Source organism: Streptomyces sp. NPDC028419 (assembly GCF_055565515.1).
This window is the reverse complement of record NZ_JBVHUE010000011.1, coordinates 105,085-129,720: the sequence shown is the minus strand read 5'-3', so window position 1 is coordinate 129,720 and position 24,636 is coordinate 105,085. Positions and strand designations below refer to the sequence as shown.

The 24,636-nt window shown below is 74.7% G+C and carries 20 protein-coding genes; 13 read left to right on the top strand and 7 right to left on the bottom strand.

The genetic code is table 11. The annotated features are described in order from the left end of the window. Nucleotide 1: 1 nt before the first annotated feature. The 3 genes from ccrA to ACZ4UB_RS15490 all read right to left on the bottom strand — a co-directional run bounded on the left by ccrA (nt 2) and on the right by ACZ4UB_RS15490 (nt 4,557). Nucleotides 2-1,339, bottom strand: coding sequence for a crotonyl-CoA carboxylase/reductase (ccrA, locus tag ACZ4UB_RS15500; protein ID WP_354383142.1), 1,338 nt, complete (start codon nt 1,337-1,339; stop codon nt 2-4). Between the two features lie 409 nt (nt 1,340-1,748). Continuing rightward, nucleotides 1,749-2,561, bottom strand: a complete 813-nt coding sequence (locus ACZ4UB_RS15495) for a TetR family transcriptional regulator (protein ID WP_468070536.1) — start codon at nt 2,559-2,561, stop codon at nt 1,749-1,751. A 175-nt stretch (nt 2,562-2,736) separates the two neighbouring features. Further along, complete coding sequence (locus ACZ4UB_RS15490; protein WP_468070535.1) at nt 2,737-4,557, bottom strand: 3-hydroxyacyl-CoA dehydrogenase family protein; 1,821 nt, start codon at nt 4,555-4,557, stop codon at nt 2,737-2,739. A gap of 353 nt (nt 4,558-4,910) precedes the next feature. Between ACZ4UB_RS15490 and ACZ4UB_RS15485 the strand changes: the two genes are divergently transcribed. Next, entirely contained in the window at nt 4,911-5,468 is a 558-nt protein-coding gene (locus tag ACZ4UB_RS15485) for a HEAT repeat domain-containing protein (protein WP_467955856.1), read from the top strand. Nucleotides 5,469-5,660: 192 nt separating this feature from the next. On the opposite strand, the gene ACZ4UB_RS15480 is transcribed toward ACZ4UB_RS15485, so the two are convergent. Then, nucleotides 5,661-7,211, bottom strand: coding sequence for an alpha/beta hydrolase (locus ACZ4UB_RS15480; protein WP_468070534.1), 1,551 nt, complete (start codon nt 7,209-7,211; stop codon nt 5,661-5,663). Nucleotides 7,212-7,449: 238 nt separating this feature from the next. Here ACZ4UB_RS15480 and ACZ4UB_RS15475 point away from each other — a divergent pair, with 238 nt between their 5' ends. The 7 genes from ACZ4UB_RS15475 (at nt 7,450) to ACZ4UB_RS15445 (ending at nt 15,880) form a co-directional block, all read left to right on the top strand. After that, nucleotides 7,450-7,896 (top strand): SRPBCC family protein, encoded by a 447-nt coding sequence (locus tag ACZ4UB_RS15475; RefSeq protein ID WP_354383147.1) that lies wholly within the window; start codon nt 7,450-7,452, stop codon nt 7,894-7,896. A gap of 164 nt (nt 7,897-8,060) precedes the next feature. Continuing rightward, the gene (locus ACZ4UB_RS15470) at nt 8,061-8,894 is read left to right on the top strand and encodes a M55 family metallopeptidase (RefSeq protein WP_468070533.1); all 834 of its coding nucleotides are present in this window, start codon (nt 8,061-8,063) and stop codon (nt 8,892-8,894) included. Between the two features lie 31 nt (nt 8,895-8,925). Beyond that, nucleotides 8,926-10,263: a M20/M25/M40 family metallo-hydrolase gene (locus ACZ4UB_RS15465; RefSeq protein ID WP_468070532.1), complete on the top strand. Its 1,338-nt coding sequence runs from the start codon at nt 8,926-8,928 to the stop codon at nt 10,261-10,263. Further along, on the top strand, nt 10,263-12,284 hold the full coding sequence (locus ACZ4UB_RS15460; protein ID WP_468070531.1) for a prolyl oligopeptidase family serine peptidase: 2,022 nt from the start codon (nt 10,263-10,265) through the stop codon (nt 12,282-12,284). Before ACZ4UB_RS15465 ends, ACZ4UB_RS15460 begins: the two co-directional genes overlap by 1 nt. A gap of 29 nt (nt 12,285-12,313) precedes the next feature. Then, nucleotides 12,314-12,940, top strand: coding sequence for a GNAT family N-acetyltransferase (locus tag ACZ4UB_RS15455; RefSeq protein ID WP_468070530.1), 627 nt, complete (start codon nt 12,314-12,316; stop codon nt 12,938-12,940). 4 nt (nt 12,941-12,944) lie between these two features. Next, nucleotides 12,945-13,844, top strand: coding sequence for an arginase family protein (locus ACZ4UB_RS15450; protein WP_468070529.1), 900 nt, complete (start codon nt 12,945-12,947; stop codon nt 13,842-13,844). Nucleotides 13,845-13,909: 65 nt separating this feature from the next. Next, complete coding sequence (locus ACZ4UB_RS15445; RefSeq protein WP_468070528.1) at nt 13,910-15,880, top strand: DUF5107 domain-containing protein; 1,971 nt, start codon at nt 13,910-13,912, stop codon at nt 15,878-15,880. 74 nt (nt 15,881-15,954) lie between these two features. On the opposite strand, the gene ACZ4UB_RS15440 is transcribed toward ACZ4UB_RS15445, so the two are convergent. Beyond that, on the bottom strand, nt 15,955-16,803 hold the full coding sequence (locus ACZ4UB_RS15440) for a class I SAM-dependent methyltransferase (RefSeq protein WP_468070527.1): 849 nt from the start codon (nt 16,801-16,803) through the stop codon (nt 15,955-15,957). 215 nt (nt 16,804-17,018) lie between these two features. Between ACZ4UB_RS15440 and ACZ4UB_RS15435 the strand changes: the two genes are divergently transcribed. The 3 genes from ACZ4UB_RS15435 to ACZ4UB_RS15425 all read left to right on the top strand — a co-directional run bounded on the left by ACZ4UB_RS15435 (nt 17,019) and on the right by ACZ4UB_RS15425 (nt 20,315). Further along, nucleotides 17,019-17,603 (top strand): TIGR03086 family metal-binding protein, encoded by a 585-nt coding sequence (locus ACZ4UB_RS15435; protein WP_468070526.1) that lies wholly within the window; start codon nt 17,019-17,021, stop codon nt 17,601-17,603. A gap of 164 nt (nt 17,604-17,767) precedes the next feature. Continuing rightward, nucleotides 17,768-18,985 (top strand): aminotransferase class I/II-fold pyridoxal phosphate-dependent enzyme, encoded by a 1,218-nt coding sequence (locus ACZ4UB_RS15430; protein WP_354383185.1) that lies wholly within the window; start codon nt 17,768-17,770, stop codon nt 18,983-18,985. Between the two features lie 355 nt (nt 18,986-19,340). Then, nucleotides 19,341-20,315, top strand: a complete 975-nt coding sequence (locus ACZ4UB_RS15425) for an MBL fold metallo-hydrolase (protein ID WP_468070525.1) — start codon at nt 19,341-19,343, stop codon at nt 20,313-20,315. Here the strand turns inward: ACZ4UB_RS15425 and ACZ4UB_RS15420 are convergent. Further along, the gene (locus tag ACZ4UB_RS15420) at nt 20,312-20,947 is read right to left on the bottom strand and encodes a DedA family protein (protein WP_468070619.1); all 636 of its coding nucleotides are present in this window, start codon (nt 20,945-20,947) and stop codon (nt 20,312-20,314) included. The two genes, ACZ4UB_RS15425 and ACZ4UB_RS15420, sit on opposite strands and share 4 nt — an antisense overlap. A gap of 2 nt (nt 20,948-20,949) precedes the next feature. After that, nucleotides 20,950-21,723, bottom strand: a complete 774-nt coding sequence (locus ACZ4UB_RS15415; RefSeq protein WP_354383157.1) for an MBL fold metallo-hydrolase — start codon at nt 21,721-21,723, stop codon at nt 20,950-20,952. A 159-nt stretch (nt 21,724-21,882) separates the two neighbouring features. On the opposite strand from ACZ4UB_RS15415, the gene ACZ4UB_RS15410 reads away from it, so the two are divergent. Next, nucleotides 21,883-22,287 (top strand): hypothetical protein, encoded by a 405-nt coding sequence (locus ACZ4UB_RS15410; RefSeq protein ID WP_468070524.1) that lies wholly within the window; start codon nt 21,883-21,885, stop codon nt 22,285-22,287. Nucleotides 22,288-22,446: 159 nt separating this feature from the next. Continuing rightward, entirely contained in the window at nt 22,447-24,609 is a 2,163-nt protein-coding gene (locus ACZ4UB_RS15405) for a phage holin family protein (protein ID WP_468070523.1), read from the top strand. Nucleotides 24,610-24,636: the final 27 nt, after the last annotated feature.

The window sequence follows — 24,636 nt, the reverse complement described above, 5'->3', positions numbered from 1 at the left end:
CTCAGACGTCGCGGAAACGGTTGATGGCGTCGAGGTGCGTCTCGCGCATCTCGTGGTCGCGCACGCCGAGCCCCTCGCTGGGGGCCAGCGCGAGGACGCCGACCTTGCCCTGGTGCAGGTTGCGGTGGACGTCGTAGGCGGCCTGGCCGGTGTCCTCCAGGGAGTACACCTTCGACAGGGTGGGGTGGATCTTGCCCTTGGCGACCAGGCGGTTGGCCTCCCACGCCTCGCGGTAGTTCGCGAAGTGCGAGCCGATGATGCGCTTGAGCGACATCCACAGGTAGCGGTTGTCGTACTCGTGCATGTAGCCCGAGGTGGAGGCGCAGGTGGTGATCGTGCCGCCCTTGCGGGTGACGTAGACGCTGGCGCCGAAGGTCTCGCGGCCCGGGTGCTCGAAGACGATGTCGATGTCCTCGCCGCCGGTCAGCTCGCGGATGCGCTTGCCGAAGCGCTTCCACTCGCGCGGGTCCTGGGTGTGCTCGTCGCTCCAGAACTTGTAGCCCTCGGCGTTGCGGTCGATGATCGACGTCGCACCCATGGCACGGCAGATGTCCGCCTTCTGCTCGCTGGAGACGACGCAGATCGGGTTCGCGCCGCCGGCCAGGGCGAACTGCGTGGCGTAGGAGCCGAGTCCACCGCTGGCGCCCCAGATCAGGACGTTGTCGCCCTGCTTCATGCCGGCGCCGTTGCGGGAGACCAGCTGGCGGTAGGCGGTGGAGTTGACCAGGCCCGGGGAGGCGGCCTCCTCCCAGCTGAGGTGGTCCGGCTTGGGCATCAGCTGGTTGGACTTGACGAGCGCGATCTCGGCCAGGCCGCCGAAGTTGGTCTCGAAGCCCCAGATCCGCTGCTCGGGGTCGAGCATCGTGTCGTTGTGGCCGTCCGAGGACTCCAGCTCGACCGAGAGGCAGTGCGCGACGACCTCGTCGCCGGGCTTCCAGGCGTTGACGCCGGGGCCGGTGCGCAGGACGACGCCCGCGAGGTCGGAGCCGATCACGTGGTACGGAAGGTCGTGCCGCTTGGTCAGCTCCGACAGGCGCCCGTAGCGCTCCAGGAAGCTGAAGGTGGACACGGGCTCGAAGATCGAGGTCCACACGGAGTTGTAGTTGACCGAGGAGGCCATGACGGCCACCAGGGCTTCGCCCGGGCCGAGTTCGGGCACCGGGACCTGGTCCAGGTGCAGCGACTTGCGCGGGTCCTTCTCGCGGGTGGTGAGGCCCGCGAACATCTCGGTCTCGTCCTTGTGCACGGTGATCGCGCGGTAGGACTCGGGGAGCGGCAGGGCCGCGAAGTCGGCGGCCGTCGCGGCCTGCGACTGGATCGCGTCCAGGATGTCCTTCACGGTGGTGCCTCCGGCTGAGCGCTGAGGGAACGCTGAGGGGTCAACGAAGGTGGAGCAAGAGCGAGGGTGGTGGTGCTGAGGGTGCTGAGCGTGTGCCGTCGGTCCGGCGGGGGTGGTGCGTGGCGACGCGCGGGTGGCGCGGAGGGTGCCTGTGACGCAGGCGTCCGGGGCGCGCTCCGTGCCGTGGTGGGCGTGGATCGCGGGGACATCCGGACGAGATTCAACGTATGGCACCCCGTGTCACTCGGCAAGGCACTGCGTGCCAAAAACTTCTCTCATTTGCCGATTGACCTGCACGGATGAGCGATGATCGATCAGAGTTACCCACGAGTAGGGGCAAGGTGGACACAATGAGCGGGATGCGGAAAGGGCCGCCCCCGAACGGGAGCGGCCCTTGTGACATGAGTCCCTATCTGTTGCGCAACGCCTCTTCGATCGTGCGCATGACCTCGTCGAGCGGTGCGTCCGTACGGGCCACCGCGACCAGTACCTCGCCCTCGGTGCGGACGGCGGCGGCCGGGGCCGGCGCCCCGACCTGGGAGCGCCCCGCGCCGATCCCGGAACCGAAGGTCTTGCGCACGATCGAGAAGGCGTGGTCCAGCTGGCCCTCCACGTCCCCCTCGCCGCCCGCCCGCAGCCAACGCCGCAGCACGTGGTTGTGGGCGGTGACCACCGCGGAGGCGGCCACCTCGGCGAGCAGCGGATCGTCGTTGCCGGCGTGGTGGTCCTGCTCGTCGAAGTGGGCCAGCAGGTAGCGCGTGAACAGTCGCTCGTAGCGGGCCACCGAAGCGATCTCGCGCTCCCGCAGCGCCGGGACCTCGCGGGTCAGCCGGTAGCGCTCCACCGACACCGCCGGGGAGGCGGCGTACATCTTCATGACTTCCTTGATCCCGCGGCACACCGTGTCGAGCGGGTGCTCGTGCGCCGGGGCCACGTCCAGGACCGCCTCGGCCCGGGTCAGGGTGTCGTCGTGGTCCGGGAAGATCGCCTCTTCCTTGGACCGGAAGTGGCGGAAGAAGGTCCGTCGCGCGACCCCCGCCGTCGCGGCGATCTCGTCGACCGTGGTGGCCTCGTACCCCTTCGTCGCGAACAGCTCCATGGCCGCGGCGGCCAGCTCGCGACGCATCTTGAGGCGCTGGGCGGCCGCCCGGGTACCCGCGGGGCTCTCCGCGGAGTCGGAGGCCGAGGCGGCGCGGGGCGAGGTCTTGGCGGGCTGGGACATAGACCGAAAGTACTTCATGCGCGCGGCGGGGCGCGCCTGTGGGGCCGGGGACGGGGGTGGATGCGGGGGAGGGCCCGCACTGGGCTCGGTGGGTATGTCCCGCCGTGAGGGTCCGGCAGTCCCGAGCAGCCCTCCCCACGCATCCGGCTCGGATGCCCGCCGGTCGGGCCGTGGCCTACCGGCGGGCGTACTCACGGAAACCGCGGCCGGTCTTCCGGCCGAGGCAGCCCGCGGCGACGAGGTGCTCCAGGAGCGGGGAGGGGGCCAGCCCCGGGTCCCGGAACTCCTTGTGGAGGACCTTCTCGATGGCGAGGGAGACGTCCAGACCGACCACGTCGAGCAGTTCGAAGGGACCCATCGGGTACCCGCCGCCCAGCTTCATCGCGGCGTCGATCTCGTCCAGGCTCGCGTAGTGCTGCTCGACCATCTTGATCGCGTTGTTCAGGTACGGGAACAGGAGCGCGTTCACGATGAAGCCGGCGCGGTCCCCGCAGTCCACCGGGTGCTTGCGCACCTTCAGGCAGATCCCGCGGACCGTGGCGTGCACGTCGTCGGCCGTCAGGACCGTACGGACCACCTCGACGAGCTTCATGGCCGGGGCCGGGTTGAAGAAGTGCATGCCGATCACGTCCTGCGGGCGCGAGGTCGCGCGGGCGATCGCGATCACGGGCAGGGACGAGGTGGTCGTCGCGAGCACCGCTCCCGGCCGGCACACCTTGTCCAGGGTCGCGAAGAGCTCCTGCTTGACCGCCAGGTCCTCGGCGACCGCCTCGACGGCCATGTCCACCTCGGCGAAGGCGTCCAGCGAACCGGCCGGGGAGATCCGCTCCAGGGTCCGCTCGGCGGCCTCGGCCGTCAGCCGGCCCTTGTCCACCGCGCGGGCCAGGGACTTGCCGATCGCGGCCTTCGCCGCGTCCGCCTTGTCCTGGCTGCGGGCCGCCAGCACCACGGAGTAACCCGCCTGCGCGAAGACCTGGGCGATACCGCTGGCCATCGTGCCGGAACCGGCCACGCCGACCGTGGACACGGGACGGCTGGAGGCGATCACGGACCCGTCCAGCGGGGTCTGCAGGTCGCGCACGATGACCGGGCTGCCCTGCGCCTCGTAGGTGTAGAAGCCGCGCCCGGACTTGCGGCCGGTCAGACCGGCCTCCGCGAGGTGGCCGAGGATGGGGGCCGGGGCGTGCAGGCGGTCGCCGGAGGAGGCGTACATGGCCTCCAGGACGGTACGGGCGGTGTCGACGCCGATCAGGTCGAGCAGGGCCAGCGGGCCCATCGGCAGGCCGCATCCCAGCTTCATGGCCGCGTCGATGTCCTCGCGGGAGGCGTACTTGGCCTCGTACATGGCGGCGGCCTGGTTCAGGTAGCCGAAGAGCAGCCCGTCCGCGACGAAACCGGGCCGGTCGCCGACCGCCACGGGCTCCTTGCCCAGCTCGCGGGCGAGCGCCGTGACGGCCTCGACGGCGGTCGGCGCGGTGAGCACGCAGGAAACGACCTCGACGAGCTTCATGGCGGGGGCCGGGTTGAAGAAGTGCAGGCCCAGCACGCGCTCGGGGCGCAGCGACTCGGCCGCGAGCCGGGTCACGGACAGCGCGTTCGTGCCGGTGGCCAAGATGGTGTCGGGGCGCACGATCGTGTCCAGCGCGGCGAAGACCTGCTGCTTCAGCTCGTAGGACTCCGGGACGACCTCGATGACGAGATCGGCGTCGGCGGCGGCCGACAGCTCGCCGAAGGTGCGGAAGCGGGAGAGGACGGCGTCCCGCTCCTGCTCGGTGAGCTGCTCGCGGGCGACCGAGCGGGCGGTGGCGGAGGCCAGGGTGGCGGTCGCCCGCCGGGCGGCGCTCTCGTCGGTGTCGATGCCGATGACCTCGCGGCCGGCCCGGGCGAGGACCTCGGCGATGCCGGCGCCCATGGTGCCGAGACCGACGACGGCGATCGTCTGCAGGGCGGTGGGGCCGGAAGGGGGCGGGGTGGGCTGACTGGACTGACGGTCCATCGCGGGACTCCAGTGAAGAGTGACGACTGAGGGAGGGCGCGCGGCTGGGGCGCGCCGGATGCCGTGCGGGGCGGGGCGCCGGTACGGGCCTGGGCCCGGGCGGGCGGATGCCGTGCAGGGCGGTGCCGTGCGGGGCGGAGAGCGGCGGACCCTGTCCCGGGGCCGCGCCGTAAGAACATCGGTACCCGAGGAGATCGGAGCACCGGACCGACGGACACGGGGGCGGCTGCGTCACCAGGCCGCCCTCGTACGTGTTGAGAAGGACAGTAACTCGTCGGTAACCAGTTGGCCAGAGCACGGGAGATGTGACGTACGCCGCTCCTGGGCGCCCGGACCGCCCTAGGGTGGGTCGGGTGAACGTGCTGGAGCGGCTGCGGGAAGAGGCGGACCAAGCGCCGGAGTACGAGGCGCTGTTGACGGCGCGGCCGGATGCCCTGGCCGCGTCCCTGACGGCGGCGGGCCGCCCGCTGTGGGCCCGCGAGCTGGCGGCGTACCGGCTGGGGCTGGCCGGTGACCGGCGGGCCTTCGAGTCCCTGGTGCTGCTGCTCAACCACCGGGACCCGCCGCGCTGCGAGGCCGCCGCGCAGGCCCTGGCGGTGCTGAACGACCCCCGGACCGCCCGCGCGGCGGCGGCCCTGGCCACCAACGAACTGCGCACGGCCTACGCGCTGCACCCGGTGCGGCTCCTGGTGGCGCTGCGGGCTCCCGAATCCGCCCCCGCACTGATCGCCACGCTGTCCCGGCTGCTGGGGCCGCACGATCCGTACTGGCGGGTGGCGCTCGCCTGCGTGGAGGGGCTGGGCGCCCTCGCCGACCCGCGGGCCCGGGACGTGCTGACCCGGGCCCAGTCCCATCCGCGCCTCGCGGTGGCCGCGACACGGGCCCTGCGGGAGCTGGACGCCCCCGCCTAGGTCCTGTCGTCAAAGGGCCGTCGTCGCCCGAAGGGCGGCCCCGCGGCGTCTGGTCCGTGCTCTCGCCGTGCCGGGCGGAAGCCCGCGTACTGGACGTACTTGGCTTTCGCCCGGTGCGGCGAGAGTGCGTGCCAGGCGTCGCGAGGCAGACGGCACTTTGACGACAGGGCCTAGGCCGTCTCCGCCGCCCGGTCAGCCGCGGAAGCCCAGCATCCCGTGCAGGGTCGCGCCGCCGGCCGTGGGTGCGACGGCGCGGGTGGCCGCGGTCGGCTGGGGGTCGGGGCGGGCGGCGCAGGTCGCGTCGGCCGCCCGGCCCGTCGTCAGGTAGGTGGCCAGCTTCTCGTCCAGGCAGGTGTTGCCGCTCAGCGCGATGCCGTGGTTGCCGCCGCCCTCCTCGACGACCAGGGCCGAGTTCTTGAGCTTCTCGTGCATGCTCTTCCCGCCCTCGAAGGGGGTCGCCGCGTCCAAGGTGGCCTGGAAGAGCAGCGCGGGCGGCAGCTCGGCGTTGGTGACGTCCGGCGCGGCCAGCTGCTCGGTCGGCCAGAAGGCGCACGGGGCGTTGTACCAGGCGTTGTTCCAGGTCATGAAGGGCGCCTCGGCGTGCGTGCGCCACATGTCGGCGCGCCAGCGGTTCCAGTCCTTCGGCCAGGCCGAGTCCCGGCACTGGACCGCCGTGTAGACGCTGTAGCTGTTGCCGGCGGACGGCTCGACCGCGCCGAACCGCGCGTAGGCGGCCACCAGGGGCTGGGTGTCGCCGCGCTGCGCGTAGGCGGCGAAGGCCTCCGCGAGGTTCGGCCAGTAGCCGTTGTAGTAGCCGCCCGGCATGAAGGTGTCCTCCAGCTCGGCCGCACCCACCGTGCCGCCCGCCGGGGTGGTGCGCAGGTCCTCGCGCATGGCGTACCAGCGCCGCTCGACCCGCGCCGGATCGGTGCCCAGGTGGTAGGTGGCGTCGTGCCGGGCCACCCAGGCCAGGAAGGCCTTGTGGCGGGCGTCGAAGGCCCGGTCCTGCGCGAGGTTGTCGCCGTACCAGACCCCGCCCGGGTCGACGATGGAGTCCAACACCAGCCGGTGCACGCGCTCCGGGTGCTGCCGCGCGTACACGGCGCCCAGGTAGGTCCCGTAGGAGTAGCCGAAGTAGCTGATCCGCGGCGCGCCCAGGGCGACCCGCAGCAGCTCGATGTCGCGCGCGGCGGACACCGTGTCGATGTAGGGCAGGACGTCCGCGTGCTTGGTCCGGCAGGACTCGGCGAAGGACTTCACCCGCTCCAGGTTGGCCCGCTCGACGGCCGGGTCGAGGGGGACGGAGTCCGGGCGCACGGGCTTGAAGTGGCCCGCGCCGCAGTCCAGGGTCGGTTCGCTCTTGCCGACGCCGCGCGGGTCGAAGCCGATGACGTCGAACTGCGCGGCCACCGCCTTGGGGAGCGCGGAGGCGACGTACCCGGCGAGGGAGCGCCCGCTGCCGCCGGGGCCGCCGGGATTGACCAACAGGGGTCCCTGGGAGGTCTTGGCGGTGTGCGGAACCCGGGTGAGGGCCAGCGAGATCTGCCGGCCGGCGGGCCGGTCGTGGTCCAGCGGGACCGCGAGGGAAGCGCACTGCAGGGTCGGGTAGCGCGCCGTCTTGCAGTCGGTCCAGCGCAGTGCCGCGGCGGCGGGAGCCGCGGCGGCGGGCGGGCCCGCGAGGGCGGTGGCGACGGTGGCGACGGACAGCAGCACCGCGGCGCGCTGCGTCAAGGGGCGGATCATGGGGCCTCCCAGCCGAGGGTTCTGGGCGGAATCGTCCCGGAACAGGGAGGTGGAAGACGGGATTGTGCGACGTATTGGCCCGATCTGATGACGCTTCAGCGGCGGGCCCGGCCGCAGATGGAGTACGGCCGCGGCGCCCGCGCCGCACCGGCGCCGGCCCGGAGGTGGATTTGGGCGGCCGGGGCGGAGGTGATTGGCTTGCGCGGGACGAGTGAACACAACTGCTGGAGGAACAGCTATGGCGCAGGTCGAGGCCACCACGGAGCGGATCATCGCGGCTGACGCGGAAACCGTGTTCGACGCGCTGGCGGACTACAGCGGTACCCGGGGCAAGCTGCTCCCCGAGCACTTCAGCGAGTACGAGGTGCGCGAGGGCGGCGACGGCGAGGGCACCCTGGTCCACTGGAAGCTCCAGGCCACCAGCAAGCGCGTGCGCGACTGCCTGCTGGAGGTCACCGAGCCCACCGACGGGCAGCTCGTGGAGAAGGACCGCAACTCCTCCATGGTCACCACCTGGACCGTCACCCCGGCGGGCGAGGGCAAGTCCAAGGCCGTGGTCAGCACCGTGTGGAACGGCGCCGGCGGCATCGGCGGCTTCTTCGAGCGGACCTTCGCGCCCAAGGGCCTGGGCCGCATCTACGACAGCGTGCTGGCGAACCTGGCCACCGAGGTCGAGAAGGGCTAGTACCCCGCACCCCCCCCGCGGACCGGTGGGCACGCCGTGGGCGGCTCACCGGTTCGAGTGGACTTCGCGGACCGGCGCCGACCGGCGCGCCGCACCCTGGGCGCGGGCGGGGGCCGTGGATAGGCTGGGGCCCCTGCGTCGCGACCGACCGCCCGGGGGCCCTGATGAAGATCCTCGTCTCCGCCGACATGGAAGGCGCCACCGGCGTCACCTGGCCCGCGGACGTCCTGCCCGGCACCCCCCAGTGGGAGCGCTGCCGCGCCCTGTTCACCTCCGACGTGAACGCCGCCGCCCTCGGCTTCTTCGACGGCGGCGCCGACGAGGTGCTCGTCAACGAAGCCCACTGGACCATGCGCAACCTGCTGCTGGAGCGGCTCGACGAGCGCGTCCAGATGCTCACCGGCCGCCACAAGGCCCTCTCCATGGTCGAGGGGGTCCAGCACGGGGACGTCGACGGGATCGCCTTCGTCGGCTACCACACCGGCGCGGGCGAGGAGGGCGTCCTCGCCCACACCTACCTCGCCAACTCGATCACCGGGGTGTGGGTGAACGGCGTCCGGGCGAGCGAGGGCCGGCTCAACTCCCTCGTGGTCGCCGAGTACGGCGTCCCCGTCGTCCTGGTCACCGGCGACGACCTGACCTGCGCGGACGCGGCCGACTACGCCCCGGGCGCCCGGACCGTCGCGGTGAAGGACCACGTCTCGCGCTACGCCGCGGTGTGCCGCACCCCCACCCGGACCGCCGCCGACATCCGCTCCGCCGCCAAGGCCGCCACCGCCCTCGCCGTGCGCCACGCACCGGTGGTCGGCGGCCCCTTCACCGTCGAGGTCGAGTTCGACGCCGAGCACCTGGCGATGGCCGCGACCGTCGTGCCGGGGGTCGAGCGGGCCGGGGAACGCAGGATCGCCTACACCAGCGGGGCGATGTACGAGGGGATCCGGACCTTCAAGACGGTCACGACGATCGTCTCCGCAGCGGTGGAGGAGCAGTATGGGTGACATGGAACAGGTTCTGGATCCAATGGCCCCGATGGACGTGAGGGACGGGACGGCCGTCGACCGGCTGGCGCTCGACGAGGTCGTCGAATTCACCTCCGGCCTCATCCGCATCGACACCACCAACCGCGGCGGTGGCGACTGCCGGGAACGCCCGGCCGCCGAGTACGCCGCCGAACGCCTCGCCGCCGCCGGGTTGGAGCCCGTACTCCTGGAACGCACCGCGGGCCGCACCAACGTGGTCGCCCGGATCGCGGGCACCGATCCCGCGGCCGACGCGCTGCTCGTCCACGGCCACCTGGACGTCGTGCCCGCCGAGGCGGCCGACTGGAGCGTGGACCCCTTCTCCGGCGAGGTCCGCGACGGGGTGGTGTGGGGCCGCGGGGCCGTCGACATGAAGAACATGGACGCGATGGTCCTCGCCGTGGTCCGGGCCTGGGCCCGGGCCGGGGTCAGGCCGCGCCGCGACATCGTGATCGCCTTCACCGCCGACGAGGAGGACAGCGCCGTCGACGGCTCCGACTTCCTCGTCCGCCAGCACGCGGACCTCTTCGAAGGCTGTACGGAAGGACTCGGCGAATCGGGGGCCTTCACCGTCCACGCCGGACCCGGTGGCCCGCTCTACCCCGTCGCCGCCGGCGAACGCGGCACCGCCTGGCTGAAGTTGACCGCCCACGGCACCGCGGGACACGGATCCAAGCCGAACCGGGCCAATGCCGTCACCCGGCTCGCCGCCGCCGTCGCCCGGATCGGCGCGCACGAATGGCCCGTGCGGATCACCGACACCGTGGCCGCCTGCCTCACCGAACTCGCCGCGCACCAGGGGATGTCCGTCGACCCGAAGGCCCCCGGATTCGACCTCGACGGCCTACTGGAACGGCTCGGACCCGTCCGGGCGCTGGTCGAGGGGACCCTGCGCAACAGCGCCAACCCCAGCATGTTCGAAGCCGGTTACAAGGTGAACGTCATCCCGGGGCGCGCCATCGCCCACATCGACGGCCGGATGCTGCCCGGCGGCGAGGCCGAGTTCCACGCGACCTTGGACGCGCTCACCGGTCCCGACGTCGATTGGGAGTTCCACCACCGCGAGGTGGCCCTCGAAGCCCCGGTCCACGGAAGGACCTTCGCCGTCCTGCGGGAGGCCGTCGAACACTTCGACCCCGAAGGCCGGGTGGTCCCCTTCTGCATGGCGGGCGGCACCGACGCCAAGCAGTTCTCCCGCCTCGGCATCACCGGCTACGGCTACTCCCCGCTCCAGCTGCCCCCCGGTTTCGACTACTGGTCGCTCTTCCACGGGGTGGACGAACGGGTCCCCGTCGAAGCCCTGCACTTCGGGGTCAAGGTCCTCGACCGCGCGCTGCGGACCTTGTGATGGTGCCCTCCGTCCCCGCGCAGCCCGCCGTGCCGACCGCGCCCTACGGCACGTGGCCCTCACCCATCGCCGCCGCCCTCGCCGCCGCGCACGACGGCCGGCCCGAGTACCTGGGCACGGTCGGCGACGAGGTGTGGTGGACCGAACCGCGCCCGGACGAGGGCGGCCGCCGCACCCTGGTCCGCCGGCCGGCCGACGGCGGCCCCGCCGCCCCCGCGCTGCCCGCGCCGTGGAACGTGCGCAGCGGCTTCACCGAATACGGCGGCCGGCCCTGGGCGGGTCGCGAACGCGGCGCCGCAGAAGGCCCGTTGATCGTCTTCACGCACTTCGCCGACCAGCGGATGTACGCGTACGAGCCGGACGCGCCCGGCGCCCGACCGCGCCCGCTGACCCCCCTCGGCACGGTCGGCGCAGGGCTGCGCTGGGTGGACCCGGTGCTGCGCGAGGGCGCCGTGTGGTGCGTCATGGAGGAGTTCACCGGGCCCGCGCCGACCGACGTGCGCCGGGTCCTGGCGGCCGTACCGCTGGACGGATCCGCCGCCGAGGACCGCTCGGCGGTGCGCGAACTCACCGACGACCGCCACCGGTTCAGCACCGGCGCGCGGCTCTCGCCGGACGGGCGGCGGGCCGCCTGGCTGGTCTGGGACCATCCGCGGATGCCCTGGGACGGGACCGAACTGCTGCTGGCCGAGGTCACCGCCGAGGGCGGCCTCGCCGGTGTCCGCACCGTGCTCGGCGGCCCCGACGAGGCCGTCGCCCAGGTCGAATGGGCCGCCGACGGCAGCCTGTTGGCGGTCAGCGACCGGGGCGGCTGGTGGAACCCGTACCGGGTGAGCCCCACCGGCGGCGCCCCCGTCAACCTGTGCCCGCGCGAGGAGGAGTTCGGCGGCCCGCTCTGGAAGCCGGGCCTCGCATGGCTCGCCCCCCTGGCGGAGGGGACCGTCGCCGTCCTGCACGGACAGGGCTCCTCGGTGCTCGGCATCCTCGACCCGGAGACCGGCGACCTGGTGGACGCGGCCGGCCCCTGGACCGCCTGGCAGCCCACCCTCGCCGCGCACGGCACCCGCGTCTACGGCGTCGCGGCCAGCCCGCGCAGCCCGTACGAGGTGGTCGAGCTGGACACCGCGAGCGGCCACGCCCGGCCCGTGGCCACCGCGGAAGGCGCCCGCCGGCCCGGCCCGGTGGACCCGGCGTACTACCCGGAGCCGCTGAGTCGGACCTTCCTGGGCCCCGACGACCACGAGATCCACGCGCACGTCTACCCGCCCCACCACCCCACCCTGCGGGCCCCCGCCGACGAGCTCCCGCCGTACGTGGTGTGGGCGCACGGCGGCCCCACCGACCACGTGCCGCCCGTGCTCGACCTGCACATCGCCTATTTCACCTCCCGTGGCATCGGGGTGGCCGAGGTCAACTACGGCGGCTCCACCGGCTACGGGCGGGCCTACCGCGAGCGGCTGCGCGAGCAGTGGGGCGTGGTCGACGTGGACGACTGCGCCGCGGTGGCCCGCGCGCTGGCCGCCGAGGGCACCGCCGACCCGCGGCGGCTCGCCATCCGCGGCGGCAGCGCGGGCGGTTGGACCGCGGCGGCCTCGCTGGCCGCGACCGACCTCTACGCCTGCGGCACGGTCATCTACCCGGTCCTCGACCTCACCGGCTTCGCCGCCGAGACCCACGACCTGGAATCGCGCTACGCCGACGGCCTCGCCGGGCCGCCCGAGACCCTGGCCGTCCGCTGCCGCGACCGCTCGCCGCTGGCCCGCGCCGACCGGATCACCGCACCCTTCGTGCTGCTCCAGGGCCTGGACGACGCGGTGTGCCCGCCCGCACAGGCCGAACGCTTCCTCGCCGCCCTGCGCGGGCGCTCGGTGCCCCACGCCTACCTCGCCTTCGAGGGCGAGGGACACGGCTTCCGCCGGGCCGACACCATCGTCCGCGCGCTGGAGGCCGAACTGTCCCTGTACGCCCAGACCTTCGGCTTCGAGCGCCCGGACGTACCGCGCCTGGAGCTGCGCGCCTGAGCGCCCCGCGGGCCGTTTAGCCTGGGCGGATGTCCGAAATCGAGAGCGTCGTCACCGATCCCGCCGATCCTCGTCCCCCCTACCTCGCCGAGGGCCCCCGGGTGGGCCTGCGCCCCCTGCGCCCGGCCGACGGGCCCGAGTTCACCCGGCGCGTGCGCGAGAGCCGGACGCTGCACCGGCCGTGGCTGTTCCCGCCGGCGACGCCCGAGGAGTACGCGGCCTACGCGGCCCGGTTGACCGGCGCGGACGCCGTCGGCGCGGGATTCCTGGTGTGCGAGCGCGGCGGCGGGGCGATCGCCGGCTTCGTCAACGTGAACAACATCGTGCGCGGGGCGTTCCAGTGCGGGGCCCTGGGCTACGGCGCCTTCGCGCACGCCGCCGGCCGGGGCCTGCTGACCGAGGGGCTCGGGCTGCTGCTCCGGCACGCGCTGAGCGCTCCCGCAGCGCCCACCGCGCACGGGCTCGGCCTGCACCGGCTGGAGGCGAACGTGCAGCCCGGCAACACCGCCTCGCTCGCGCTCGTCCGCCGCCTCGGCCTGCGCCGGGAGGGCCTCTCGCCCGCCTTCCTGCACGTCGACGGAGCCTGGCGCGACCACGAACGCTGGGCCATCACCCGGGAGATGCTCGACCCGACGGTCCCGCATCACGCAGGATGAGGAGATGCGAACGATCGTGCTCCTCGACGCCCCGTCCAACCTCGGTCTACGCCCTCCCGTCCCCGGCGCCGTGCCCGGGGTCCACAAACTCGCCGGGGCGCTGCGCGAACAGGGCCTGCTGGCCCGGCTCGGCGCGCGCGAAGGCGGAGTCGTCGTACCGCCGCGCTACGACCTCGGTGACTGGCGGGAGGGAGACGGCGTCTTCCACGCCCGCTCCCTCGCCGCCTACACCGTCGTCCTCGCCGACCGGATCGAAAAACACCTGCGGGCCGGGGAGTTCCCGGTCGTCCTCGGCGGGGACTGCTCGATCCAGCTCGGCGCCTCCCTCGCGATGCGCCGGCTCGGCCGTTTCGGGCTGGCCGCCATCGACGGCTCCGCCGACTTCCGCCATCCCGGGAACGAGGAGCTGAACGGCCCGGTCGGCGCGGCCGGGGGAGAGGAGCTGGCCCTGGCCACCGGGCGCGGGCAGGCCGACCTCAGCGACATCGAGGGCCGCTCGCCGTACCTGCGGGACGAGGACGTACGGCTCTTCGGACTCCGGGACGGGGACGCGGACCTCCCCGAACTGGCCGCCGCCAAGATCATGGCCGTCACCGTCGGACAGATCCGGGAGGCCGGGGCCGGGCCGGTGGCGCGGGTCGCGCTGGAGGGGCTGCGGCCGCCGGTCACCGACGGCTTCTGGGTGCACCTGGACGCCGACGCGCTGGACCCGGGGGTGATGCCCGCCGTGGACAGCCCCGAGCCGGGCGGGCTGCTCCCGGACGAACTGGGCGAGCTGCTCGCCGTCCTGGTGAAGTCCCCGCGCTGCGTCGGGCTCAACGTCACCGTCTACGACCCCGACCTCGACCCGGACGCCAGTGCGGGCGCGCTCCTCGCCGACCTGGTGGCCGGGGCCTTTGCGTAATCCTGACCGGGTGTGATCCGCCGTATGGCTGTGCTTCGGTCGCCGTGGCGTGTTCCATTTCCCTCATGGCCACGATCGTCCGACGCTCCGTAGTGACGCTGCCCGCAGCCCCGTTGGGGCCCGAGAACCCGCTGCCCACCCTGGGCGGGCCCGCCGAGGTCCACGCGCTCGACGAGCGCGCCCAGGGCGGTCTGCCCCGCGAGATGGTCCGGCAGATCGGCTACGAACCGCTCAGATCGCTGCTGCCGGTCAGGATGCTCGACGGCTACCGACGCGAGCGCGCGCAGGGCGAGTTCGCGTCCGTCGTGCTGGAGAACGCCCACCTGCGGGTCACCGTGCTGCCCTCCCTCGGCGGGCGCGTCCATTCGATCGTCCACCTGGCGACCGGACGCGAACTGCTCTACCGCAACCCGGTGTTCCAGCCCGCGGCCTTCGCCCTCAACGGGGCCTGGTTCTCCGGCGGCATCGAGTGGAACATCGGCGCCACCGGACACACCACCTTGTCCTGCGCCCCGCTGCACGCGGCGCTCGTCCCCGCGCCCGACGGCACCACCATGGTCCGCATGTGGGAGTGGGAGCGGCTGCGCGACCTGCCGTTCCAGGTGGACCTGTGGCTGCCCGAGGACTCGGAGTTCCTCTTCGTCGGCGTCCGGGTGCGCAACCCGCACGAGCGGCCCGCGCCCGTGTACTGGTGGTCCAACATCGCCGTACCGGAGGACTCCGGCACCCGGGTGCTCGCTCCGGCCGACGAGGCCTGGCACTTCGGCTACGAGCGCGCGCTGCGCCGGATCCCCGTACCGCGGTGGGAGGGCGCGGACCGCACCTACCCGCTGCGCGGGGAGTACCCCGCCGACTACTTCTACGAGGTGGCCGAGGGGGACCGGCCCTGGATCGCGTCGCTCGACGAGGCGGGGTACGGGCTGGCGCAGACCTCCACCGCGCGGCTGCGCGGGCGCAAGCTCTTCGTGTGGGGCGCGGGGCGGGGCGGCCGGCGCTGGCAGGAGTGGCTGACCGAGCCCGGGACACCGGGGTACGCGGAGATCCAGGCCGGGCTCGCGCGGACCCAGCTGGAGCACGTACGGCTGGAGGGCGGGGCCGAGTTCAGCTGGTTGGAGGCGTACGGGCCGCTGGCCGCGGAGGCCGGGGCCGTGCACGGCGACGACTGGTCGGCGGCCCGGGGCGAGGCCGGGCGGGCGCTGGAGGCGGCGCTGCCCCGGGAGCGGGTGGAGGCGGCGTACGCGCGGTGGCGGCCGTACGCCGACCACGAACCGGGGGAGCGCCTCGCCGCCGGGTCGGGCTGGGGCGCGCTGGAGGTGCTGCGCGGCGGGCACAAGCTGCCCGGCACGCCCTTCGTCGAAGCGGACCTGGGGGAGGCCCAGGAACCCTGGCTGGAGCTGTGGCGCACGGGGGTGTTCCCGAGTCCGCGCCGGGTCGCCCCGCCCGGGCCGAGCCTGGTCGCCGCGCACTGGCGGGACATGCTGGAGACGGCCCCGGCGGACCCGCTGACCGAGTACCACCTCGGGGTCGCGCAGTGGCACGCGGGCGACGTGGCCCAGGCGGTGCGCAGTTGGGAACGCGGCCTGGCGCTGGCCCCCTCGCGCTGGCCGCTGCTGCGCTGCATGGCGGTCGCGGACCGGCTCGCGGGCGACAAGGAGCGGGCGGCCGAGCGGTACGCGGAGGCCTTCGCGGACCTGGTGGAGGAGAGTCGCGGTGGTGAGGCCTGGACGGCCGCCGAGGCCGCCCTGGGCCGGGAGGCGATGACCGCGCTGCTGTCGGCGGGCCGCCCGGCCCAGGCCCGCGCGGTCTGGGAGCGGCTGCGCCCCGCCCTGCGCGAACAGGGCCGGTTCCTGCTGCTGGCCGCCCGGATGCTGGCGGCGGAGGGCCATGTGGGCGCGGCGCTGCGGGTCTTCGAGGAGGGCTTCGAGGTGGCGGACCTGCGCGAGGGGGACGAGGAACTGGGCGAGGTGTGGACGGCCCTGACCGACCGCCCCCTACCCCGCCGCTACGACTTCCGCATGCGTCCGCCCCGGACCTGACGGGCGGGGCCGGCCGCGGCCGGCCGACGGGGTCGGACGGTGGGGTCGGACGGTGGGGCCGGCCGCGGGATCCGTCAGACGCGGCACAGGATCTCGCCGTTCAGGACCGAGAACCAGGCGTCGGGCTCCCGGCCCCAGGCGCGCCACGCCGCGGCGATCCCGGCCAGGTCGGCGGCCGTGGCGTGGCCGCCCTCCGTGGCGACGCGGGCGTAGGAGGACGCCGTCGTACGGTCGGCCCACAGCCCGCTCCACCACGCCACCTCCTGCGGCGTCGCGTAGCACCACGAGGTGGCCGTCGCCGTGATGTCGGTGAATCCGGCCGCCCTCGCCCAGGACAGCAGGCGCCGCCCGGCGTCCGGTTCGCCGCCGTTGCCGCGGGCCACCCGCTGGTACAGGTCCTGCCAGTCGTCCAGGCCCGCCACCTCCGGGAACCACGTCATCGCCGCGTAGTCGGCGTCGCGCGCGGCGACGATCCCGCCGGGGCGGCAGACGCGCCGCATCTCGCGCAGGGCCCGGACCGGATCGCCCACGTGCTGCAGCACCTGGTGGGCGTGGACCACGTCGAAGGAGCCGTCGGGGAAGTCCAGCGCGTGCACGTCGGCCGTAGCGAACTCGATTCCGTGCAGCCCGCGTTCCCGCGCGTACTCCCGGGCCTGGGCGACGACGTCCTCGGCGGCGTCCACGGCGGTGACCCGGCCCGGCGCGACCAGCTCCGCCAGATCGGCGGTGATCGTGCCCGGCCCGCAGCCGACGTCCAGGACGCTCATGCCCGGGCGCAGTGATCCGGTCAGGTAGGCGGCCGAGTTCGCGGCGGTGCGCCAGCGGTGCGAGCGCAGCACCGATTCGTGGTGCCCATGGGTGTAGACGGCGCTCTCGCCGACGGTGTGGACGGTCTCGCGGGCGGCCTCGGGCGCGCTCTCCATGGCGGTGACTCCTCGTCGTCGAAGCGCTCTCGCAGCGGTGGCGAAGGCGTGTCACCACCGTAGAGGATCATGTCGGAGTATGAGATATGCGTATTGACATGTGGACACGATCCCTGTGGGGAAAGGTGATTGGGCGGTCCGGTAGCCGGGGAAACGAGGTGCGAGGACAGTGGGCCACAGGAGGCGGAGCGCCTTGTGAGAGGACGGTGGGACCCGTGGGAGGACATCGGCCGGACGCGCTGCTGGACCAGCACGCGAAGGCGCTGGAGCTCTTCGGCGCGTACGTGCGCAGGATCGACGACGGCCAGTGGGACGGGCCGACCCCCTGCACCGACTGGACCGTGCGGGAGCTGGTCAACCACGTCACCGGCGAGCAGCTCTGGATCCCGCCGCTGGTGACCGAGGGGCGCACCGTCGAGGAGGTCGGCGACGCCCTCTCCGGTGACGTGCTCGGTGCGGACCCGGTCGCCGCCTGGGAGCTGGCCGCGGCCGCCGCCCACGCCGCCTTCACCGCCCCCGGCGCGCTGGAGCGGACCGTGCGGGTCTCCTACGGGCCGACGAGCGCGGCGGCGTACTGCTCGGAGCTGACCGCCGACTGCGTCGTGCACGCCTGGGACCTCGCGCGGGGCATCGGGGCCGACGACCGGCTCCCGGACGGCCTCGTCGAGTTCTCGATCAAGGAGGTCATGCCGTACGCCGACGGGCTGGCGGCCAGTGGGGCGTACGCCGCCCCGCTGGAGGTGCCGGCGGGCGCGGACGCCCAGACGCGGCTGCTGGCCCTGGTCGGGCGCGCGGGCTGATCCGGCCCGGGCTCGCGCCCGCCGCGCGGGTGCGCGAGGCGCGCGGTAGGTGGGACATCCAGATGAGCGGCAGATCGGGTCAAATAACCGTATAAAGGTCGGGTCGGTCATGGCGGCCGGCCGCCGGAGGTCGGACGGAAGCGGTGGTGCAGGCGGTGGCGGGGATGCGGCGCACGGCGGCAGAAGGACGTGGTCCGGTCCGGTACGGGCCCCCGGCCCCGGAACCGGGCCTGCCCGTGCTGCCGGAACTCACCGCCGTCCTCGCGGCCGCCGCGGGCCGCTCGGCCCCCGAACCGCCGGGCGGCGGCGCCCCCGTGCGCGAGGCCGCCTGTCGCCACTGGGCGCGGCGCGGCCTGCCGGTCGAGCCGGACGCCGTGGCCGCCGGACCGGGCGGGCCCGCACTGCTGCTCGCCCTGCTCGGCGCGTACGGCGGGGACGTGCTGCTGCCCCGCCCGTGTCCCGCCTGGTGGACCCCGCAGGTCCGACTGCTGGGCCGGCGCGCCTATCACGTGCCCACCCCCGCGGAATGCGGCGGCGTGCCCGACCCCTACGCCCTGCTGGAGACCGTACGGCGGGTGCGCGCCGAGGGCGGTGACCCCCGGGTGCTCCTCCTGTCGGTGGCCGACGACCCCACCGCGACCGTGCCGCCGCCGGAGGTCCTGCGGGAGGCGTGCGAGGCGGCCGAGTCCGCCGGGCTGTTCGTGATCAGCGACGAGACCTGGCGCGACACCCTGCACCGACCCCACCAGGACGCGGTCCTCAGTCCCGCCGAGATGCTGCCCGATCAGGCCGCCGTGCTGCTCGACCTCTCCGGCGCCCTGCTGCCCGGGGGATGGCCCGCGGCCGTCGTGCGCTTCCCCGGCACCCCCCGCGGCACCTGGCTGCGCGCCCGCACGCTCGACGTGCTCACCGCCACCGGCGCGCTCGTCGCGGGCCCCGTCGCCGTGGCCGCCGCCCACGCCCTGGACGAACCGGCCGCCGTCGTCGCCCGCACCCGCTCCGCCGCCGCCCTGCACGCGGCGGTGGCCGCTGCCGCGCACCGCGAGCTGCTCGCCGTCGGGGCCCTGGCCCGGCCCCCGCGCGCGGGGCGCCACCTCTACGCCGACCTGACCCCGCTGCGCGCCGGACTCGCCCGGCACGGCGTCGGCGACGCCATGGAGCTGGAGGACTACCTGGGAGCCCGGCTCGGTGCCCCCGCGCCCGGTGGCCAGCGGTTCGACGACGAACTGGGCGCGCTGCGCTTCCGCTTGTCGACCGGCCCGCTGCTGGGCGCCACTCCCGAGGAGCGGCTGGCCGCCCTGCTGGCCCCCGACCCCCTCGCCCTCCCGCACGTACGACGGTCCCTGGACCGGTTCGCCTCGGTGCTCGCCGAGCTGACCTGATCCGAGCGGCCCGACCGCCCGCCGCGCCACCGACCCACCCCGCACCCGACGTGCCGGTGAACGGAGAATCCTTGATGAGGGATCAGACGGAACACCGCGCGGGCGCCCCCGCGGCGCACGACCCCGTCGGCCGGCCGTCGAGGGGGGCCCGACCCTCGGGGGAGGCGCGGACGCCCGGGGAGACACGGGCGCCCGGGGACGTACGGCCCCTGGGGGAGGTGCGGCGGTGGCCGCGGTCCTTCGCCGACCGGCTGACCACCCCGCTGCCCGGGCTGGGGGGGGGGGGGGGGGGGGGGGGGGGGGGGGGGGGGGGGGGGGGGGGGGGGGGGGGGGGGGGGGGGGGGGGGGGGGGGGGATGAGGGGGGGGGGGGGGGGGTCCCACCCCCCACACACCCACCCCCCCCCCCCCCCCCCCCCCCCCCCCCCCCCCCCCCCCCCCCCCCCCCCCCCCCCCCCCCCCCCCCCCCCCCCCCCCCCCCCCCCGCTGCGGCCCCCGCCCGAGGGGTTGCGGGGGATCCCCGACCTGCCCTACGAGCCCGGGCCGCTGCCCCCCGCCACCCCCGGCACCATCGCCGTCACCTGGGCCGGGCACGCCAGCTGGGTGCTGCGCCTGGGCGGGCTGACCGTGCTCACCGACCCGGTCTGGTCCCGCCGGATCCTCGGCACGCCCGCCCGGCTGACCCCCGTCGGGGTGCGCTGGGAGGACCTGCCGCCCGTCGACGCCGTCGTGATCAGCCACAACCACTACGACCACCTCGACGCGGCCACCCTCAAACGGCTGCCCCGGCACACCGCCCTGTTCGTCCCGGCCGGACTCGCCCGCTGGTGCCGCCGCCGCGGATTCACCCGGGTCACCGAGCTGGACTGGTGGGAAGCGGTCGAGCTGGGCGGCGTGCGCTTCGACTTCGTCCCCGCCCACCACTGGTCCAAGCGCTCCCTGCTGGACACCTGCCGGACCCTGTGGGGTGGCTGGGTCCTCACCGATCTCGCCGCGGGCAAGAAGGTCTACTTCGCGGGCGACACCGGCTACGGACACTGGTTCGGCGAGATCGGCCGCCGCCACCCCGGCATCGACCTGGCCCTGTTGCCGATCGGCGCCTACGCCCCGCGCTGGTGGCTGCGCGACGTGCACACGGACCCGGAGGAGGCCGTACGGGCCTGCCTCGACCTCGGCGCCCGCCGGATGGCCCCGATGCACTGGGCCACCTTCGTACTGTCCGCCGAACCGGTCCTGGAGCCGCTGCTGCGCGCCCGCACCGCCTGGAGCCGCGCGGCCCTGCCCCGGGAGGACCTCTGGGACCTGCCCATCGGCTCCTCCCGCTCCCTCTAGGAGGTCGTGGCCGCCCCGCCCCGGACCCGGCGCCACACCGCCGGGGCGGCGCTGATCAGCAGGGTGAGGCCGACCGCGAGGGCCACGCCCTTCCACGGTTCGGAGAAGAGCGACCCGCCCACGATCCCGATCAGGCCGTAGGTCGCCGCCCAGGCCAGACACGCGGGCGCGTCCCCGCGCGCGAACCGGGCCAGCGGCAACCGGGCCAGCAGACACGCCAGCATCACCGGGATCCGCCCGGCCGGAACCAGCCGCGACACCACCAGCACCAGCACCCCGTGCTCGTCCAGCTTCCTCGTCGCCTGCTCCAGCCGCTCCGGGGTGGCCCGCCCGCGCAGGGCCTCCAACCACCGCGAACCGCTGCGCGAGCGGACCCCGCGCTGCCCGAGCCAATACAGGGCGACGTCCCCGAGGAAGGCCCCCAGCGCCGCCACCCCGCACACCAGCACCACCCCGAAGGGCAGCGACCGCTGGTGGAAGGCCACCACGGCCGCCGAACTCACCAGCGCCCCGGTCGGGATCACCGGCACCAGCGCCCCGAGCGCCACCAGCACGAAGAGCGCCGGATAGCCCACCACCTGCTGGGTGCTCTCCGCCGGCACCTGCTGCACCTGGTGCACCGCCTCGTGCAGGATCACGGCAGCCGCACCCGCTCCCCGTGCCCCGGCACCGCCACGGCCACCCCCGGCGCCCGCAGCCCCGCCGCCCGCGCGAACTCCTCGCCCGGAGCGTGGAACTCGTGCGGGCGCACGGCGTCCATCCCGATCGGCCAGTACGTCCCGTAGTGCACCGGCACCGCCGCCGCCGGCGCCAGCAGGGCCAGCGCCCGCGCCGCCCGCCCCGGGTCCAGGTGCCCCGGCCCGAGGTACGGGCCCCAGCCGCCGACCGGGAGCAGCGCCACGTCCACCGGTCCGACCTCCTCGGCGAGCGTGTCGAAGAGCCCGGTGTCCCCGGCGAAGTACGTCGTCGCCGCACCCGTCACCACGTACCCGAGCGCCGGCGCGAGCTGCGGACCGAACGGCAGCCGCCGCCCGTCGTGCCGCGCGGCGACCGCCCGGACCCGCACCCGCCCCACGGAGGTCTCCTCGCCCGGCGCCACCTCGGTCACCCGCAGCCCGCGCGCACCCGCGACCCGCGCCAGCCCCGGCAGGGCCCGCCGGGCCCCGCGCGGCACCACCAGCCGGGTCCCCGGCGCCAGTCGGGCCAGGGAGGGCAGGTGCAGGTGGTCGGCGTGCAGGTGCGACACGAGCACCGCGTCCGCGACGGCCGCCTCCGCCGGCGGCACCGCGCCGCGCCGGCGCCGCAGGTGGGCGAGCCGTCGCGCGAACAGCGGATCCGTCAGCAGCCGTACCCCGGAATCCTCGATCGTGCAGGTGGCATGCCCCCACCACGTGATCTCCACCGGCACCCCGGACCCTCCCTGCCTCGGCCCCGTCCCGGAGGGCTCGTACCCCGGACGTCCCCCGCGAGCCTAGGCGGTCACCGGCCGAACCGCCCGCACTCCCGCGCCCGCAGTGGCCGAAGGCCCACTCCTCGTGGCGGCCGGATCGGAGTAGGGTCGGTCGGCATGGATGAGCTGCGCGTCGCCGCAATCGCCAGCCTGACCCCGCTCGAGGAACTGGACGCCGACCCCTTCGTCGTGGACACCCGCACCCAGCACGCCATGTGCGCCCGCTGGGCCGCCGACCACGGCTACGTCGTGACCCGGAAGCTGTTGGTCTACGGGCTGCGCGCCGATCACTGCGGGCTGTGGTCCGACGTCGAGTCCGGGCAGGTGGACCTGTTCGTCGCGCCCAACCAGCGGGTCCTGCGCCGGGCGCTGCGCTCGGTCGAGGAGTTCACCGCCGAGTGCGAGCGGCGCGGCGTCCGGCTGGAGACCGCCGGACACGAGGAGCCCGCGTACACCTCGGGGATGAAGGCCGAGGTGCACCGCAGGATGTCGATGCCCACCGCGGGCTACGACGGCACGTGACGTCTGACGTCTGACGTCTGACGCCTGACGGCGGGGCGCCGCGCCGCCGTTCGTACGTCCGTACGCCTTCCACGTCACCCGCCCCGGTCACCTTCGCTGTGCGACGCTGGGGCGGGGCCCGCGAGCTCGGCGCGGGCCGGGACACGAAGTGGGTACGGCGTGCTGCGAGGCCGATGGCGGACCGCGGGCAGCGCCCTGGCGCGGGTGATCCTCGTCTGGGCGGTGTCCACCCTGACCATGCTGTTGTTGGCCGCGGTCCTGCCGGACTTCCACCTCCAACCGGACCCCGGGGGCGCGGGCGGCGACAGCATCACCCGGATCGGGCTCACCGCCGCCTGGGGCGCCGGAGCCTTCGGCCTGCTCAGCGCATTGGTCTGGCCCGTCGTGGTCCGGGCCCTGCTCCTGGTGCCGGCGCTGGTGCTCGGCCTGCTGGTGTTCTTCCTCAACGGCTCGCTGCTGCTGCTCGCCCTCTACCTGATCCCGAACGGCCGCGGCGAGGCCGCCCCCGAGACCGCGGTCGTCGTGGCCGCCGTGATGTCCGCGGTCGCCTCCGCCACCTCCACCGCGCTGGCCGTCCGCGACGACGGGGCCTACCGCCGACGGCTCTACCGGCTGGCCGACCGCAAGCGCCGCCGCCAGGGGCGCCGGGGCGCGCCCGGCGCCGCCGAATCCGCGCCCGGACTGGTCTTCCTCCAGCTCGACGGCGTCGGGTACGAGGTGCTGCGGCGCGCCGCTGGCACCGGACTGATGCCGACGGTGGCCGGGTGGCTGGACCGCAGCCACCGGGTCACGTCCTGGCGCACCGACTGGTCGAGCCAGACCGGCGCCAGCCAGCTCGGCATCCTGCACGGCTCCACCTTCGACGTGCCCGCCTTCCGCTGGTACGAGAAGGACACCGGCGAGGTCGTGGTCTGCAACCGGCCCAGCAGCGCCGCCGCGCTGGAGCGTCGGGCGAGCGCCCGCACCGGTGAGCGCGGGCTGCTCCCCCTCGACGGCGCCAGCCGCGGGAACCTCTTCAGCGGCGGCGCGGACCAGCTCGCGCTGGTCCTGTCGGTGTCGGCCCGGCGCGGGCCCGGCAACCGCTCCCGGGCCGGGTACTTCGCCTACTTCTCCGACCCCGCCAACGCGGTGCGCACCTTCCTGTCCTTCGCCGCCGAGGTGGCGCGGGAGATCGGCCAGTCGGTGCGGGCGCGGCTGCGCCGGGCGGCCCCCAGGGTCTCGCGCGGCGGGCTGTACCCGGTGATCCGGGCCTTCGCGACGGTGGTGGAGCGGGACGTGGTGGTGGCCGCGGTCATCGGCGACATGCTCGCGGGGCGCGCCGCGGTCTACGCCGACCTGGTGGCCTATGACGAGGTGGCCCACCACTCGGGCCCGCACGGCCACGACACCGACCAGGTGCTCGCCCGGCTCGACCGCAGCCTCGCGCTGATCGCCCGGGTCACCGAGCACGCGCCCCGCGACTACCGGGTCGTGCTCCTCTCCGACCACGGCCAGAGCCCGGGCGAGACCTTCCTGGGGGCGTACGGGCTCACGCTGAAGGACCTGGTCCGGGCCGGCTGCGGGCTCCCGGTACGCCGCCGGGCGGGCCGCACCCACAGCGGGGCCGAGGCCCGGGCCGCGGTGCTGACCGCCCTGCACCGCCCGGTGGAGGAGGGCGAGCGGGCCCGTCCGGCGCGCGGTCCGGAACCGGTGGTGCTGGCCTCGGGCAACCTGGGCCTGGTCTCCTTCCCGGACGTGCCGGGGCGGGCGACCCGGGAGCGGATCGAGCGCGACCACCCGGCCCTGCTGAGCACCCTGGCCGAGCATCCGGGGGTGGGCTTCCTCCTGGTGGACGGCCAGGTGCTGGGACCGGGCGGGGCGGTGGCGCGGCTCTCGGCACCGGGGGAGGCGGAGGAGCTGCTGGCCGCCTTCGGCCCGGGCGCGGCCGAGGCCGTCCGGCGCACGGACTCCTTCCCGCACGTCGCCGACATCATGGTGAATTCGGCGTACGACCCGGCGACCGGCGCCGTGCACGCCTTCGAGGAACAGATCGGCTCGCACGGCGGGCTGGGCGGCGAGCAGGGGCACCCGTTCCTGATGTGGCCCACGGTGCTGACCGCACCGGAGGAGGACCTCGTCGGGGCGGAGTCGGTGCACGCGCTGCTGCGACGCTGGCTGCGGGAGGCCGAGGACGGGCCGCAGGTCCCGGTGGCGGACCGGGCCCCGGTGACGGACCGGCGCCCGGCGGCGGCCCGGCCGCTGGTGGAAGATCACCGGTCCGAGGGCGTCCGGAGCGGAACACTTCCTTCCGTACAGGTGGCCGGACAGGACGAAAAGCACTGATTTGGTGCGGCCTTTGCCGTGCCGGAG